Source organism: Siphonobacter sp. SORGH_AS_1065 (genome assembly GCF_030818595.1).
In the GTDB taxonomy this organism is placed as follows: Bacteria; Bacteroidota; Bacteroidia; order Cytophagales; family Spirosomataceae; genus Siphonobacter.
Genome location: NZ_JAUTAM010000004.1, coordinates 1,602,993 through 1,620,000 on the forward strand (window position 1 = coordinate 1,602,993; position 17,008 = coordinate 1,620,000).

Here is a 17,008-nt window from a genome sequence, read left to right on the forward strand (position 1 = left end):
CTATTGATTTCATGGCCGATTCTTTCCAATACCCCGACCCAACTATTCGTCTGACGGTTGATGCCGTTGTTTTTGGCTATCATTCCGAGCAATTACACGTCTTATTAATTCGTCGGAAATATGAGCCTTTTATTAATCAATGGGCTTTACCCGGCGGCTTTGTGACGGAACAGGAAAGTCTCGAACAGGCCGTAGAACGCGAGCTTTCGGAAGAAACGGGTTTAACTATTAGTTACCTTGAACAGCTTTTCAGCTTCGGAAATCCTCAAAGAGATCCTCGCTTTCGAGTTGTTTCGGTGGCCTATATGGCTATCATTCGTTCGGGAAATCATGAGCTTCGAGCTTCCACTGACGCAATAGATGCTCAATGGTTTGACGTTAACCAATTGCCATCCCTAGCTTTTGATCATGCTCAGATTCTGGAAAAAGCCATCCAGCGTCTTCGCTCCAAACTGCGTTACCAACCCATTGGCTTTGATTTATTACCCGAAAAATTCCTCTTCGGAGAGTTGGAAAAACTCTACAGTATCATTCTTAACCAGCCTTTGGATCGCCGAAACTTTCGAAAAAAGATGCTTAGCTTCGGAATTTTAGAAGAACTATCTAATAAAGTTTCTGAAGGTCGTGGTCGCCCGGCTTCCCTTTATCGCTTTGATACTACCCGTTATCAGGAACTTGAGCTTAATGGATTCTATTTTGACATTCCCTAGAATTTTATTTTGCGTAATTTTTACACAAATATTTAGCGTTTTTCTTGCAGGGCTTATTTACCGTATTCATATTTGCGTAAAATAAACGCAAATATGAAAGTCATTAATCTTGATCAAACCTTTCAGCCTTACGGTTCTGGCCTTGCTTATGCAGCATTTACTTTTAATGGTGGTGAACCTCATATTCGTTTACTGGAACCCGTAACGAACGAATCGGTGCTGATTACCACTCGGGTTCGAAGCTTTAATGATATGGGTTTATTACTTGTTGCCGTAGATGCTCTGCGGCGAGCGGGCGTAACCGACTTATCTTTATTTCTACCCTATTTTCCCGCCGCCCGCCAGGATCGCTGCATGCAACAAGGCGAAGCTCTAACTGTAAAAGTCTACGCAGATTTGATTAATAACCTCAACTTTAAGGAAATAACTATTTTCGATCCTCACTCAGACGTTACTCCAGCCTTGTTAGATCGGGTAAAAGTGATGACCAATGAGGCTTTTGTTGAGCAATGTATAGCTTCTCTAACCTCGTACGTACTGGTTTCTCCCGATGCTGGAGCCTTAAAAAAGACGTATAAAATAGCCCAGCATTTGGGCGTGGATTACATCGAGTGCAGTAAAAAGCGTAATCCAGCCAACGGTCAACTTAGCGATGTCCACATTTACGCTCCGCCTCTGCAAGGGCAGACCTGCGTGGTAGTCGATGACATTTGTGACGGCGGAGCAACGTTTCTGCAATTAGCTAGGGCTTTACGCCAGCAGGGAGCGGGTTCGTTAATTCTGGTGGTAAGTCATGGCATTTTCAGCCAGGGATTTGAAGCGTTGAAAACCTATTACGATCAGATATTCAGCACCGATTCCTTCCAGACTTTCGCGACTCCTGAGCTTACTCAAATCCCCCTTTCTTCAACGCTTCTTAACTAATACAACCATGAATCCTATTCATCTTTCTGACGGATATAAAGTAGATCACCGTAGTCAATACCCTACTGATACCGAATTGGTTTACAGCAATTTGACTCCTCGAAAAAGCCGACTTGATGGTTTTGATACTGTCGTTTTCTTCGGCATGCAATACTTTATCAAGAAATATTTGATGGAAGAATTTAACGAACAATTCTTTCAAAAGCCGAAAGCAGAAGTACTACGAAAATACCAGAGACGTATCGAAAATTACCTAGGCAAAGGAGCTGTTACTTTCGATCATATCGAAGCCCTGCACGACTTGGGTTACTTACCACTGGAAATTCGGGCCTTACCCGAAGGAACACTTACGCCTTTCCGGGTTCCGATGTTTACGATTCAGAATACGAAGCCTGAATTCTTCTGGTTAACCAATTTTCTTGAAACCCTATTATCCTGTATTCTGTGGTTACCCTGCACCAGTGCGACCACTGCTTTCCATTACCGAACCCTTCTGGAACAATACGCGGCAAAGACGGGCGGCGATACTTCTTTCGTTCCCTGGCAGGGGCATGATTTCAGTTTTCGGGGTATGGCTGGCCTGGAAGCGGCAGAAATGAGCGGAGCAGCCCATTTACTGAGCTTTACGGGAACCGATACCATTCCAGCCATCGACTTTCTAGAAACCTATTATTTAGCAAATGTGGACCGGGAACTAGTGGGCGGCAGTGTCCCAGCAACTGAACATAGCGTCATGTGTATGGGTACGCAAAGTGGAGAAATTGATACCTTCAAACGGCTCATTAACGATATTTATCCACAAGGCGTCGTAAGTATCGTTAGTGACACTTGGGATTTTTGGCAAGTAATCACGGAATTCATGCCTCGGCTTAAAAGAGACATCATTAGTCGAAATGGAAAAGTAGTTATTCGCCCCGACAGCGGCGATCCAGTAAAGATTCTATGTGGTGACCCCCAAGCAGAGCCGGGAACACCAGAATACAAAGGGGCCGTCGAATGCCTTTGGGAAACATTTGGAGGAAACATAACCGAAAAAGGGTTTCGCCTCTTGGATCCGCATATCGGACTGATTTACGGGGACAGTATCACGCTGGAGCGTTGTCAGACCATTTGTCAGCAACTGGCGGATAAGGGATTTGCCAGTACCAACATCGTCTTCGGTATCGGCAGTTATACTTATCAATACGTTACCCGCGATACCTTCGGTTTTGCAATGAAAGCGACCTATGGGGTAGTGAAGGGGGAAGGTCGGGCCATTTTTAAAGATCCCAAAACCGATGATGGCACTAAACGCAGTGCTAAAGGACTAATGAAAGTAACGGGAGAAAACGGAATAGTAACAGGACTGGTGGATCAGGTCAGTGCAGAAGAAGCCATGACGGGCTTACTAGAAACCATTTACAAAAACGGCCAATTGCTGAAAGAACAGAGCTTGCAGGAAATTAGATTACGATTGGCTAAGCAACGGGAAAAACAGCAGTTAATCCAGCACGATTGCTAAGCAAGATTCCGCAAACGACTCGCATTCAGATCACACCGATAGACAAAGGATTCCGTTTGCTTACGGCATTTCTTAATAACCTCAGCCCATTTTCGCTGACGCACTTCAGGCTCGTCCAGATACCAGACGCCTTCTACCGGTAGTGAAACAAAAACTACGTTCAGCCCCAATCCGGCGAAAACAGCTTTTAAAGAAGAAGTCCGATGGACGTTTAACTCGGGATAAATGATTAGCCCCTTGACTTTAGCAAGCGAATCTTCATTGCGAAGAATGCTTAGTTTTTGTTCTTCCATAAAATGGGCCGGAAAAAACGGTACTAAATTCTCATCAAGATAGACCTTCATTGAATAGGACGGTTAATAAAATACAAGGCTTCTTCTACCTGCTGAGGAGTAATCTGATACAGAGAGGCAATGGTACTTTCTTCTTCGCCGCCCAGATGAATCCGATGTAAGGTTTCAGCCAGAATGTTGGTTCCCTGAATAATAGGTTGACCAAATTGCTTCTGGGGATCAATCACCACGGAGCGATCTTTACCCAACGGCCAGAACTTCGCGGCGACTTTATCGGTATCAAATTCAATTTTACGGCAGAAGCCTTCCATTACTTCTTTGATCTCGTATTGGAGCCGGGCATCTGCCGTAATTAGTATTTCATTACCTATTTCGACGAATAAAGTCTTACTATCGGTTAATAAAAACGAAGAGGCAAAAGGAAATGGCGTTTGTAAAAGCTTGGAACTGACTTCGTGGGCCTGTAAAATCTTAGCCGTTGAAATACCCAGTTCCCGCAATTTAAAAAACACGTAAAACTCAATCAGGGTCTGAAAGTTCACCACCCGCTCGCGGCCCTTACCCCAGGAATAAGAAACCTTGGTCGTGTTGGATAATCGTCCATTCCAAAATTCATCCAGCCAGCGACGCACGCGGGTGAGCGGTAATCTCAGAATCTGAGCAACATCCGGCACGGTATAAATTCCCATGTCCAGAGCGGGCTCTATGGATTGAATTTCTTCTGCTTGCATTGGTGCTGTGGTACTTTACGCGTCTTCTCTGCCGTCGTGTTGCTGACTTCGCTAGTAAACAAACTCGCCAAATTCACTCTTCACCGTTACTCGTTTTCCTTCAAACGCTTCCACCCGGCCAATCACTTGAGCTTCGATACCGAAAGACTGGGCAATCTCAATCACTCGCTGAGCCTGAGCTTCAGGCAGGTACACTTCCAAACGGTGACCCATGTTAAAGACTTTATACATCTCCGACCAGGCCGTTCCGCTTTCCTGCTGGATCATTTTAAACAGTGGAGGAATTGGGAAAAGGTTATCCTTGATAATATGAACATTATCAACGAAATGTAACACCTTCGTCTGAGCTCCACCGGAGCAATGCACCATGCCATTCGGGCGGATTTCTGCCAATAAAGCCTTGACAAACGGTGCATAGGTACGCGTAGGCGAAAGGATTAACTGCCCTACGTTTAAAGACGTACCTTCCACGGGTTCAGTTAATTTTTTAGAACCGCTATAAATCAGATCCGAAGGAACTTCGGGATCAAAACTTTCGGGATATAAAGCCGCCAGATATTTATCCAGTACATCGTGACGAGCAGAGGTAAGGCCATTAGAGCCCATACCGCCGTTATATTGATCTTCGTAGTTCGACTGTCCAAAAGAAGCCAACCCTACGACAACATCACCCGTCTGAATAGTATCGTTAGAAATCACATCGGAACGCTTCATCCGGGCCACCACAGTACTGTTTACGGTAATGGTCCGAACCAGATCGCCTACGTCAGCGGTTTCGCCGCCTGTGGAGTAAATCTCAACGCCGTTTTCACGAAGCATGGCTAATACCTCTTCGGTACCGTTAATAATCTGAGCGATTACTTCGCCGGGAATCCGGTTTTTATTTCGGTCAATGGAACTGGAAAGCAGAATAGGACCCGTGCAACCTACGCAAAGCAAGTCATCGGTATTCATTACGATGGAGTCCTGAGCGATACCCTTCCAGACCGAGATGTCTCCGGTTTCTTTCCAGTATAAATAAGCCAAGGAAGTTTTTGTACCCGCACCATCGGCGTGCATGATGGTACAATACTCGGGATCGCCCGTAAGTGTATCGGGAACGATCTTACAAAAAGCTTTAGGAAAAAGGCCTTTGTCGAGAGCGGCAATAGCCTGATGAACGTCTTCTTTGGAGGCCGAAACGCCCCGCTGTGCATAGCGATCTTGCATGGTGCAAAGGTAGGGCGATTTTGTGAAATGTGCCTAGCGTTTGGGCTTTTGAGTTTGGAGTTTTATAGGCAGAAGGTATTCTTCAAAAATTAGTTGAACTGAATTACCTTTTTCAGTACCATTATTGCTCTTGAGGGTTAATAACAATGAATGGGCTTTGAATAAATGCTGCCAGGCTTTCTGCTGGTGTTAAAGGGAGGACGGTTTTGTCTTTTATCTTGTCTGTGTGTTCTTGTGTTACTTTAAGGTAGCGTAGCTAGTGATACCAGTGAAAAAGCTGGCATCGGATACTCACAAGATTTGCTTAAATTTAGTAAGGTCTCTCCGTATGGTCGATGCCATCTTTTCCGCTGGCATTGCTTCATATGCTGAATAAGATAATTTCTTAAATCTTTCGCTTTAATTCGAAGTGCTTTCCTAAGTAAACCCGACGGACCACTGGATCAGCGGCTAGTTCTTCTGGCGTACCCGAACGAAGGATTTTTCCTTCGAATAATAAATAGGCCCGATCAGTGATGGATAAGGTTTCATCCACGTTGTGATCCGTGATTAATATCCCAATGTTGCGGTATTTTAACTTCGCTACAATTCCCTGAATCTCTTCTACGGCAATGGGGTCTACTCCGGCGAAGGGTTCATCCAGTAGAATGAATTTAGGATCTACCGCTAAGCTTCGGGCAATTTCGGTCCGGCGACGTTCTCCTCCAGATAGTACCTGCCCTTTATTTTTTCGAACGTGCGTCAAGCTCAATTCTTCGAGTAGCGATTCCATTTTCTCGTGCCGCTCGGCTTTGTTCATACCACCTCGAAGTTCCAGCACGGCCAGAATATTCTCTTCTACCGTCAGACTACGGAAAACGGAAGCCTCCTGAGCCAGGTAACCCACCCCCAAACGAGCCCGTTTGTACATCGGGAGATTCGTTACATCCAGATTATCCAGATATACTTTTCCACTGTTAGGTTTTACCAGACCCGTGGCCATGTAGAAAGACGTCGTCTTACCAGCTCCATTAGGGCCTAACAAACCGACAATTTCTCCCTGAGCCACCTGATAACTCACATTATCATTGACAAGCCGCTGTCCGTATTTCTTAATCAGGTTTTCTGTGCGAAGAATCATTTTCGTATATCTAAGCTATTGGGCTACCCCTTACTTGCTGAATTTTATATCCTTAATCTGTAACTGTAAAGTTCGTTTCCCCTGAAATTCGTTGATTTCTACCTGATAGCATAAATCAAAGGGACGACCCGTCAGCAATTTCTCGTAAAAGTGTGCCATTCCAAAACCAATACAGGAAAAGATCTGTGATCCGCTTTGACGTACATCCATTTTCAAATGCTTCTCTTTCAGGATTCTCGGCGTACCGTATAGCTGAACCTGTTCAGCTACAAACACCGGCGTCATATTTTCGGGTCCGAAAGGTCCCATTTGACTAATAATACCATAAAATTTATCACTAATGGCCGAAAGAGGTAATTTCATATCCACGTCTACCAGTGGACTTAGATGCTCCTCCTGAATTTTTCGCGAAACCACTTCTTCAAAACGCCGTTGGAAAGCCGGAACGTTTTCCACTTTCAGAGTTAAACCAGCCGCGTACATATGCCCGCCGTATTGTTCGAGTAAATCCGAGCAGGCTTCAATGGCTTCATACACATCAAAACCCGGTACTGAACGAGCCGAACCCGCCGCCTTTTCATTGGATTCAGTCAGGATAATCGTAGGTCGATAATACTGTTCAATACATCGGCTCGCTACGATTCCTACTACTCCTTTATTCCAATCATTCTTAAATAATACCGTAGACTTTGCTGATTTTAACCAATCATCTGTTTCAATCATCGTCAGGGCTTCCTGCGTGATTCGGGTATCAAACTGGCGACGGTCGGTATTATGAGTATTAATAATTCGGGCAAATTCTTCGGCTTCGTTTTCGTCCTCACACAACAAAAGATTAACAGCATCATACGCATGCTTGATACGGCCTGCCGCATTAATCCGGGGGCTAATTCCAAACACAACATTGGTAATATCCAGTGGAGGCTTGAGCGATGCCGACTTAATGAGCGTTCGTAAGCCCGTTCGGGGAGCTGCGTTCAGCTGTTTTAATCCGTAATGAGCCAGAATTCGATTTTCTCCGGTAATGGGTACGATGTCCGCTGCGATACTAATAGCCAATAAATCCAGGTATTCAAACAAGCCCTCTGTGGGGATTTGATGGTATTGATTATACGCCTGTAATAACTTGAATCCAACGCCACATCCTGTTAATTCCTTGAATGGGTACGGACAATCTACCCGTTTGGGATCCAGCACAGCTTCTGCCTCAGGAATAACTTCACCCGGACGGTGGTGATCGCAGATGATAAAATCAATGCCTAAATTCTTAGCTTCCGCCACCAAGTCCACCGATTTGATCCCGCAGTCCAGTGTTACAATGAGTGTAAAGCCATTTTCGGCAGCGTAAGTAATTCCGGGCTTTTGAACGCCATAGCCCTCTTTGTAACGATCCGGAATGTAAAATTCCAGATGATCGTAGAAGGTTTTCAGATACCCATAGAATAAGGCTACGGATGTAGTTCCATCTACATCATAATCGCCGTAAATCAGAATTTTTTCGCCCCGATTTAGAGCCAGTGTTAATCGCTCTACCGCCCGATCCATGTCTTTCATTAACATCGGATCGTGTAATTCGCTGAGCTGAGGTCTGAAAAATGATTTCGCACTATCAAATTCCCGAATGTTCCGCTGCCAGAGCAACGTAGCTAAAAAAGAATTTACATTAATCGCCTGAGCCAACGACTCGACGGTTTGTTTATCTTCAGAAGTTTCCGGGAGTTTCTGATAGGACCAACGCTTCTCAACCATACGTACAAAATAACGAAGAAACCAGACGGCAATCGTGCCTTTTAGAAATTTTAAGCCGTCTATTAAATAGCAAAACGAGTCGCTCTGGGAAAGAACGACTCGTTACTTATGAAAAGTTCAGGAAATACTTAAAGCGTTTCCATCGCCTTACTTGTATCTTTCTTTTGATGCTTATCGTCCATGGTATTAAACACATAATCCCACAGGGGCGAAGAAACGCCAAAAACCACGTTACCATCTTTATAATGGTGAATAGCGTGGTTAATCCACAAATGCTTCAGAAAATTCTTGGGAGGAGCATACGCGTGAACGCAGTAATGCACTAACAGATACCCTGCATAACCCCAGATGAATCCGGGGAAAAAGGCGTAGGCCGCTTCACCCATAATCAGGAAGAAAATCAGGAATAAGGTTCCGGCAATGATGGCTGCCAGAATCGGAGGCATCGCCAGGCGGCTTTTATCTTTTGGGTATTCGTGATGAACCCCGTGCGTGGTATACTGAAACTTCGCCCGAGCCGGGGTAGTTGGCTCAATGTGGTACACACTACGGTGCATCCAGTATTCAACAAAAGTAAAGGCAATTACGCCCGTGAAGAACAAAATGCCGATAGCCCAATTGGATAAATCCGTATGGGTAAATGCATACCAGCCTAAAACGCCTCCAAGAATGAAGAACATGGAGACTGGAATGGAAATGTGCGTTCTGGATAAAGCTTCCAGAATTGGATTGTCGAAGAGTTGTTTACTGCCGTTGTTTTTCGGCTTAATTTTCTGTGGTTCCATGGCTACACAAAGACTAAATGGTGTAGAAAAATGTAGTACTATTACTAGCAAAGGTACGGCCAAAAGCCCTTTTTTCTACCGTAAATTTCGAATTATGAGGGATTGATCGGTGTAGGCTCGGCTTCCTGGGGCTGGGATTTCACGTCAGGCTCCTTCGATCGGATGATTAATCGTAGCGATTGATCGTAGGTAATGTAATTCCAAACCCAGTTGATAAGAATCATAAGTCGGTTTTTAACGCCTACGATGGACATTAAGTGAACAAACATCCAGGTTAACCACGCCAAAAATCCCTGAAATTTCCAGAAGGGTAAATCCACTACCGCCAGATTCCGTCCCACCGTCGCCATTGAGCCTAAATCTTTGTATTTATAAGGCTTCAAGGGTTCTTTTTTTAATAGCCTTACCAGATTATCACCCAAGAGTTTTCCCTGTTGAATGGCAGGCTGAGCCAACTGTGGGTGACCATTAGGAAATTTATCATCACCAGAAACCAAAGCAATGTCACCAATGGCAAAAATAGTATCATAACCTTCTACCTGACAAAATTCGTTGGTCTTCATCCGTCCACCTCTCCCTAAAACCTCACTGGGAATTCCTTCAAAAGTCGCTGCTTTTACTCCCGCCGTCCAGACCAGGTTATCCGTTCGGAGTTTGTTACCGTCAAGTAAATACACAAATTTTCCATCAAAATCAGTAACCCGGTTATTAAGCATGACATTAATACCCAATTTCCTCAGATACTGCTCCGATTTGACCTGAGATTCCCGCGACATAGGTCCAAGTAACTCAGCTCCTGATTCCACCAGGTAAATCTGCATTTGCCGGAAATCCAGTTCTGGATAATCCTTCGGCAAAATATGCATTTTCATTTCCGCCAGCGTCCCAGATAATTCCACACCTGTAGGCCCGCCCCCCACGACGACGACATTCATTAACCCCTGCCGTTCGTCCATGTCATCTGAAATCAAAGCCCGTTCGAAGTTTTCCAGCATGCGATTTCGCAGAGCCAGAGCTTCTCCCACGGATTTCATAGGTAAGGCCCGCTCAATGATATTCTTCATCCCGAAAAAATTCGTCTCCGCTCCCGCCGCAATCACAAGGTAATCGTAACTGATATCACCCATGGTTGACGTATGCACCAGTCGATGATCAGTATCAATATGTTCAACCTGCGTAACCCGAATATGAACATTGGCCAGGCTCTGAAATACTTTTCGCAAAGGAAAAGCAATAGAACTAGGCTCCAGCCCCGCCATGGCTACCTGATAAAACAGTGGCTGAAACTGATGGAAATTATTCTTATCCAGTAAAACGGTTTGTATGTCGGTGTATTTGGCTAGTTTACGAGCCAGGGCCAAGCCACCAAAGCCAGCACCGATGATTACTACCCGTTTTTGGGAAGTCTTGGGAATACCTGAATAATGCATACGCTTATAGGTTGAAAAAGATACTGTTAATCAGGGCTTATTCCACTATTTAGCTACCTCATACCCCGATACACTGGTTTGCTTAAGAATCTTTTCGTAGAAAAATTCATACCGCGGAAGAATAATATTAATGTCAAATTCTTTCGCCCGAGCCAAGGCATTAGCTCTGAAAATGGGTAATTGATCATCCTGCAGAATAATGGCTGCTTTTTCAGCCATATCTTCGTAATCACCAATAGCTGAAAGAAAGCCCGTTTTTCCCGGAATATTCACTTCAGGAATGCCTCCGGCATCAGAAGAAATAACCGGCACTTCACAAGCCATGGCTTCCAGTGCAGCCAAGCCAAAACTTTCTTTTTCGGACGGCATGACAAATATATCGGCAATAGAAAGCACTTCTTCAATGGCGTCAAGCTTACCCAAGAAACGGACATCTGCACTAATGCCCAGATCACGGGACAGTTTTTCCAAGCCTACCCGCTCGGGACCATCCCCAATTAATAATAACTTTACACAGGTCTGTTTCCGCAGAATAGCAAACATTTGAAGGATGTCTTCAATGCGTTTTACTTTCCGGAAATTAGAGGTGTGCACTAATATTTTTTCGCCATTGGGAGCAATAGCGGTCTTGAAGTGATCTTTTTTCTGCTTGCGGAAACGCTCTAGGTCAATAAAGTTAGGAATTACTTCAATATCCCGTTCAATAGGGAACTGATCGTAAGTATCCTGCTTTAAACTTTCAGAAACCGTTGTAACACCGTCTGAAGCATTAATACTGAAGGTTACTACGGGCTCAAAAGAGGGATCTTTACCAACTAAAGTAATGTCTGTTCCATGCAGGGTAGTAATGATAGGAATATGAATGCCTTGCGTTTTCAGGATTTGTTTGGCCATATAAGCCGCCGAAGCATGCGGAATAGCATAATGCACATGTAGCAAATCCAGGTTATGATTTTTGACCACTTCAACCATTTTACTGGAAAGGGCCAATTCATAGGGCGGGTGCTGAAAAAGAGGATACGAGGGAATAAAAACTTCGTGATAAAAGACGTTTTCATTGAAGAAATCTAACCTCGGGGGCTGGCTGTAGGTAATGAAGTGAACGCGATGCCCATTTTTGGCGAGTGCTTTTCCTAACTCAGTGGCTACTACTCCGCTTCCACCGAAGGTTGGATAGCACACAATGCCGATATTCATAGTGATAACATTTAGTCAGAGCTACAACAGAATGATTTAAGGGTTGGTTTCGTAGAAGCAAACTCTCGTCTATTAATTTTGAATCCACATTGGATAGTTTTTAAGCTACTTGTTTCCGTATCAAAAGATTATCCTGAATTATTACAAGCGACTCGCGGTATGCGTCATAAACCCAAACCTACTAATAATCAAATTGTTAGTGGATTCCTGCGTCTGGTTCGTTGGCCGAATTTACTCATTCTGGCCATTACTCAATATTTAGTATATGCCTGTTTAATTCACCCGGAAACAGCCTGGTATGAAGGCTTTCGGGATAAACATTTATTCTGGTTAATCTTCTCTACTACCTGTATTGCGGCGGCGGGTTACATCATCAATGACTATTATGACATTAAAATTGACCTAATTAACAAACCCGATCAGGTTATCATTGGCCGTTATTTGAAAAGACGCTGGGCTATGGGCATTAACCTTTTTCTCAATTTTATGGGAATTGCTGCGGGAGGTTTAGTAGATAAGAAGGTTTTTCTAATCAATACCTGTGCGTTCTTTTTCCTCTGGATTTACTCGAATCACCTCAAACGATTACCTTTCTGGGGTAACCTAATGGTCGCCTTTTTGACGGCTCTTTCTTTGATCATTCTGGCCGTGCACTATCAGATTAATGAACGTGAAGTATATATCTATGCCCTATTTGCTTTTACCATTTCATTGATCCGGGAAATCATTAAAGACATGGAAGATGTGAAAGGAGACGCAAGCTTTGGTTGTCAAACCTTACCCATCCGCTGGGGATTGGTACGTACGAAGTATTTTCTGCTGGGCTTGATTGCTTTGTTTCTTTTTACACTTTTTTCCATGACTAAACCGTTGCATGCTCCTACGCTGGCTTATATTTTCATGATTATCTCTATTCCAATCCTCTTTGTGGCATATCGACTTTTCTACGCTGATACCAAGCAGGATTTTGCCTTTTTAAGCTCTCTTTGTAAATACATCATGATGGCGGGCGTACTAACGATGTTACTCGTTTAAAACTTTAGCTCAACAGAATTTTCATTAACACATAACTTAACTGGTCGGCCCACGAGCATCGCCAGATTTCTAGCTTCATGACCGATTCCAACGCCAAAAGCGATAGGATAATCATATTCCTGGGTCCAATGACGAATGATCTCGTAGGGGGTCATTCCAAAATCTTCGGTATTATCTTTCATATCTGAAAAACTGCCGATCAATAATCCTTTCAGTTGATCCAGTTTGCCAGCTCGCTTAAGCTGAACCATTAATCGATCCACCGCGTAATGGTATTCATCGACATCTTCCAGAAATAATATCTTTCCTGCCGTATCCACGTCCGACTTTGAACCAATCAGATGAGCTAATAGGCATAGGTTTCCTCCAAATAAAATCCCATCGGCATTCCCGACTCGATTAAGCGTATGAGGCTCAAACTGATAACTAGTAAGTTCTCCAAATAATACCTTGCGAAGCGACTCCAATGAGGATCCCGTTTCATCCTGGAAAAACGTTTTAGGCATAGGTCCGTGAATACTTTGAATACCCAAGGTCAATGCATGGGACAAAACCGCTGTAATATCCGAAAAGCCAATGATCCATTTGGGATCATTTTTGAATCGGGTGAAGTCAACTTTGTCCAGGTAACGTGAAGAACCATACCCCCCACGAGCAGAGAAAATGGCTTTGATAGAAGAATCATCCAGAAACGTTTGAAAATCGTTCTGACGAATGGAATCAGTACCAGCGAAAGCAAACCATTCTTCATGTAAAGACTGGCCTGTTACAACTTCTAACCCCCACTGATGAAGAAGCTCTAGGGCTGGTTTAATGTAAACATCATTATCGATCTTACTAGCCAAACCAGTAATGGCAACCTTGTCTCCCCTTTTTAAGAAGGCAGGTTGGACGAAATCTTGTAACATATTTTATAAACAGCCTAAACGACCACCGTCTACGGGCAGATTAATTCCATTAATATAAGAAGCGGCAGGCGTACATAAAAAGGCGGCAGCGGCTCCAAATTCTTCAGGCGTACCAATTCGGCGAGCTGGAATTTCGTCAGCCATCTGTTGCCGAACTTCTTCTTCTGATTTACCAGTAGTCTGAGCTTTTGTTTTAATAATGGAAGCAAGGCGGCCTGTATCTGTCGATCCGGGAAGAACATTATTAACTGTAATACCATACGGCCCTAGCTCATTAGCCAAAGTTTTTGACCAGTTAGCCACAGCAGCCCGAACAGTATTAGATACACCTAATCCTTCAAGTGGACTTTTAACAGAAGTAGAAATAATATTGATAATGCGACCATATCCTGATTGCTTCATACCGGGTACTAATAATTGCGTCAGTAACTGGTTGCAAATAACATGAGCAGAAAACGCTTTCTGAAGATCCTCTGGAGAAGCATTTAGCAATGGACCTCCAGCAGGGCCACCCGTATTGTTAATAAGAATATGAAAAGAAGACGTTTGGAGATAACTCTTGACTACACTTTCTACTTGTAAATAGTCAGAAAAATCAGCTACTAAATAAGTATGCGTTTGCTCACCGGAATTAGGTAAAAGTAAAACCTTCGACTGAAGACTTTTTTCATTACGAGCAATAAGGGTAACATTAGCTCCGAGTAAAGCCAATTCTACAGCAGTAGCCCAGCCGAGTCCTTGAGTGCTACCTCCAACCAACGCATTTTTTCCAGTAAGATCTAAATCCATAACAATCCATTTTTGACAAGATTATGAATTTAAAAGAAAGAGTCCTAAAGGATAATGGAATAAAAGAACTTTTGAGTACTGAATAGACTGAGGTAAAATACTAAGTATATGCTTTGAGAGTTATTAGATTGTATATGGATAGACTGGTATTTCGCAAGCAGTAAGTATGGGCATTACGCTCCCGTGAACAGTTATAGGATAGGATTAGCTAAGCTAGGGAGTGAAGCAAAAAAACGACTCCTGCATCCCGGCAGGAGTCGTTAGGAATTATAAGGGGGAGGCGATTACCTACTTTCCCGGGGGTAAACCCAGTATCATCGGCGGAGCGGGGCTTAACGGCCCTGTTCGGGATGGGAAGGGGTGAACACCCGCCCTATGATCGCCATTGGCTCTTTTGGTTGCTAATCTCCGTAGAGTCAGCTTCCGATGCCTATCGAGGTGTTCCCTCTTTTGAACGTGATGTGAAAAACAGAAAAGTATACCTAAGCAACAATAAAGTTAATTTAAAAAGAAGTCTTGGAGGCATTAGTACTACTCGGCTTTGTTGTCACCAACTTTAGACCTGTAGCCTATCAACGTCATCGTCTCTGACGGCTCTCATAGGAATTCTCATCTTGAGGCAAGTTTCGCACTTAGATGCTTTCAGCGCTTATCTTCACCCGACGTGGCTACCCAGCGGTGCTCCTGGCGGAACAACTGGTCTACCAGCGGTCGGTTCAACCCGGTCCTCTCGTACTAAGGTCAAGCCCTCTCAAAATTCCAACGCCCACCACAGATAGGGACCGAACTGTCTCACGACGTTCTGAACCCAGCTCGCGTGCCACTTTAATCGGCGAACAGCCGAACCCTTGGGACCTTCTCCAGCCCCAGGATGTGACGAGCCGACATCGAGGTGCCAAACCTCCCCGTCGATGTGAGCTCTTGGGGGAGATCAGCCTGTTATCCCCGGAGTACCTTTTATCCTTTGAGCGACGGCCCTTCCATTCGGAAACCGCCGGATCACTATCTCCCACTTTCGTGCCTGCTCGGCCTGTTTGCCTCACAGTCAAGCACCCTTCTGCGATTGCACTCTACGCACGGTTACCAAGCGTGCTGAGGGTACCTTTGAAAGCCTCCGATACTTTTTTGGAGGCGACCACCCCAGTCAAACTACCCATCATGCATTGTCCAATCTAATGTTAGACTCCCAGCAACCGGAGGGTGGTATTTCAACGTTGGCTCCTCGATGCCTAGCGACACCGACTCATAGCCTCCCACCTATCCTACACACCAGTTACCAAAAGTCAGTGCAAAACTGTAGTGAAGGTTCACGGGGTCTTTCCGTCCCGTGGCGGGTAAGCGGCATCTTCACCGCTACTACAATTTCACCGAGCTCACGGCTGAGACAGTGCCCAGATCGTTACACCATTCGTGCAGGTCGGAACTTACCCGACAAGGAATTTCGCTACCTTAGGACCGTTATAGTTACGGCCGCCGTTTACTGGGGCTTCGATTCAATGCTTCGCCTTGCGACTAACATCCCCTCTTAACCTTCCAGCACCGGGCAGGTGTCAGGCCTTATACGTCAACTTTCGTTTTAGCAAAGCCCTGTGTTTTTGTTAAACAGTCGCCTGGGCCATTTCTCTGCGACCACATCGCTGTGGTTCCCCTTATCCCGAAGTTACAGGGTTAATTTGCCGAGTTCCTTAGCCGTGATTCACTCGAGCGCCTTGGTATGTTCTACCCGGATACCTGTGTCGGTTTACGGTACGGGTTACAGCTGGCTATAGCTAAACAACTTTTCTTGGAAGAATACTCATCCCTTCGCCTTGCCCTTGCGGGCTCAGCTCCACGCACACTTCCGTCCGTACGTAGGAACCCATATGCTCCGTCATTGTCTCGCACCAGTGTAAGTGCAGGAATATTAACCTGCTGTGCATCGAAGCTTCGCTTTCGCTAACCCCTTAGCCCCCGACTAACCCTCAGTTGATTAGCATAGCTGAGGAATCCTGATCCTTACGGCGGAAAGGTTTCTCACCTTTCTTATCGTTACTTATCCCTACATTTGCTTTTCTCAGCACTCCAGCATCGCTTGCCGCGACACCTTCACCGTCCTGAGAATGCTCCCCTACCAAGTATTACTACTTCCATCGCTTCGGCACAAGACTTGATGCCCGTTTATTATCGATGCCCGCCCCGCTCGACCAGTGAGCTGTTACGCACTCTTTAAATGAATAGCTGCTTCCAAGCTAACATCCTGGCTGTCTCTGCAGTCGGACCTCCTTTGTTCAACTTAGCCCTGATTTAGGGGCCTTAGCGGATGGTCTGGGTTCTTTCCCTCTCGGACTGGGACCTTAGCACCCCAGCCCTCACTCCTGGGCATATTATACGGCATTCAGAGTTCGTCAGGATTTGGTAGGATTTGACTCCCCCTAGTCCTATCGGTAGCTTTACCTCCGTATAACTCTATCCCAAGGCTGTTCCTAAAAACATTTCGGGGAGTACGAGCTATCTCTCAGTTTGATTGGCCTTTCACCCCTACCCACAACTCATCCAAAGACTTTTCAACGTCAACTGGTTCGGTCCTCCATGTCGTGTTACCGACACTTCAACCTGGTCATGGGTAGATCACAAAGTTTCGCGTCTGC

14 protein-coding genes and 2 rRNA genes (1 of these 16 running past the window's edge) are annotated in these 17,008 nt (G+C 44.8%); 4 read left to right on the forward strand and 12 right to left on the reverse strand.

Features of this window, described 5'->3' with window-relative positions; all coding sequences use genetic code 11:
* The first annotated feature begins 11 nt into the window (after positions 1-11).
* The 3 genes from QE390_RS07270 (at position 12) to QE390_RS07280 (ending at position 3,135) form a co-directional block, all read left to right on the forward strand.
* The gene (locus QE390_RS07270; protein ID WP_106637421.1) at positions 12-710 is read left to right on the forward strand and encodes an NUDIX domain-containing protein; all 699 of its coding nucleotides are present in this window, start codon (positions 12-14) and stop codon (positions 708-710) included.
* Positions 711-803: 93 nt separating this feature from the next.
* Entirely contained in the window at positions 804-1,634 is an 831-nt protein-coding gene (prs, locus tag QE390_RS07275) for a ribose-phosphate diphosphokinase (RefSeq protein ID WP_307141643.1), read from the forward strand.
* 7 nt (positions 1,635-1,641) lie between these two features.
* Entirely contained in the window at positions 1,642-3,135 is a 1,494-nt protein-coding gene (locus QE390_RS07280; protein ID WP_307141644.1) for a nicotinate phosphoribosyltransferase, read from the forward strand.
* On the opposite strand, the gene QE390_RS07285 is transcribed toward QE390_RS07280, so the two are convergent.
* The 8 genes from QE390_RS07285 to bshA all read right to left on the reverse strand — a co-directional run bounded on the left by QE390_RS07285 (position 3,132) and on the right by bshA (position 11,649).
* On the reverse strand, positions 3,132-3,479 hold the full coding sequence (locus QE390_RS07285) for a hypothetical protein (protein WP_307141645.1): 348 nt from the start codon (positions 3,477-3,479) through the stop codon (positions 3,132-3,134). The two genes, QE390_RS07280 and QE390_RS07285, sit on opposite strands and share 4 nt — an antisense overlap.
* Positions 3,476-4,159, reverse strand: a complete 684-nt coding sequence (locus tag QE390_RS07290; RefSeq protein ID WP_106637417.1) for a DUF433 domain-containing protein — start codon at positions 4,157-4,159, stop codon at positions 3,476-3,478. The genes QE390_RS07285 and QE390_RS07290 overlap by 4 nt, the downstream gene beginning before the upstream one ends.
* Positions 4,160-4,210: 51 nt before the next feature.
* The gene (locus QE390_RS07295; RefSeq protein WP_307141646.1) at positions 4,211-5,368 is read right to left on the reverse strand and encodes an AIR synthase related protein; all 1,158 of its coding nucleotides are present in this window, start codon (positions 5,366-5,368) and stop codon (positions 4,211-4,213) included.
* A gap of 385 nt (positions 5,369-5,753) precedes the next feature.
* A complete protein-coding gene (lptB, locus tag QE390_RS07300; RefSeq protein ID WP_106637415.1) occupies positions 5,754-6,488 on the reverse strand; it encodes an LPS export ABC transporter ATP-binding protein in 735 nt (244 codons plus the stop codon).
* 30 nt (positions 6,489-6,518) lie between these two features.
* Positions 6,519-8,237, reverse strand: a complete 1,719-nt coding sequence (recJ, locus tag QE390_RS07305) for a single-stranded-DNA-specific exonuclease RecJ (RefSeq protein ID WP_307141647.1) — start codon at positions 8,235-8,237, stop codon at positions 6,519-6,521.
* 128 nt (positions 8,238-8,365) lie between these two features.
* On the reverse strand, positions 8,366-9,022 hold the full coding sequence (locus tag QE390_RS07310; protein WP_106637414.1) for a sterol desaturase family protein: 657 nt from the start codon (positions 9,020-9,022) through the stop codon (positions 8,366-8,368).
* 92 nt (positions 9,023-9,114) lie between these two features.
* Positions 9,115-10,452, reverse strand: coding sequence for an NAD(P)/FAD-dependent oxidoreductase (locus QE390_RS07315; RefSeq protein WP_106637413.1), 1,338 nt, complete (start codon positions 10,450-10,452; stop codon positions 9,115-9,117).
* A gap of 45 nt (positions 10,453-10,497) precedes the next feature.
* On the reverse strand, positions 10,498-11,649 hold the full coding sequence (gene bshA, locus QE390_RS07320) for an N-acetyl-alpha-D-glucosaminyl L-malate synthase BshA (RefSeq protein ID WP_106637412.1): 1,152 nt from the start codon (positions 11,647-11,649) through the stop codon (positions 10,498-10,500).
* Between the two features lie 159 nt (positions 11,650-11,808).
* On the opposite strand from bshA, the gene QE390_RS07325 reads away from it, so the two are divergent.
* On the forward strand, positions 11,809-12,684 hold the full coding sequence (locus tag QE390_RS07325) for a geranylgeranylglycerol-phosphate geranylgeranyltransferase (RefSeq protein ID WP_307141648.1): 876 nt from the start codon (positions 11,809-11,811) through the stop codon (positions 12,682-12,684).
* Here QE390_RS07325 and QE390_RS07330 read toward each other — a convergent pair.
* The 4 genes from QE390_RS07330 to QE390_RS07345 form a co-directional block, all read right to left on the reverse strand.
* Positions 12,681-13,592, reverse strand: a complete 912-nt coding sequence (locus QE390_RS07330) for an LD-carboxypeptidase (RefSeq protein WP_307141649.1) — start codon at positions 13,590-13,592, stop codon at positions 12,681-12,683. The genes QE390_RS07325 and QE390_RS07330 overlap by 4 nt on opposite strands.
* A gap of 3 nt (positions 13,593-13,595) precedes the next feature.
* Positions 13,596-14,381, reverse strand: coding sequence for an SDR family oxidoreductase (locus QE390_RS07335; protein WP_307141650.1), 786 nt, complete (start codon positions 14,379-14,381; stop codon positions 13,596-13,598).
* A gap of 275 nt (positions 14,382-14,656) precedes the next feature.
* Positions 14,657-14,768 (reverse strand): 5S ribosomal RNA (gene rrf, locus QE390_RS07340).
* Positions 14,769-14,886: 118 nt separating this feature from the next.
* Positions 14,887-17,008 (reverse strand): 23S ribosomal RNA (locus tag QE390_RS07345); it runs 689 nt beyond the window's last position.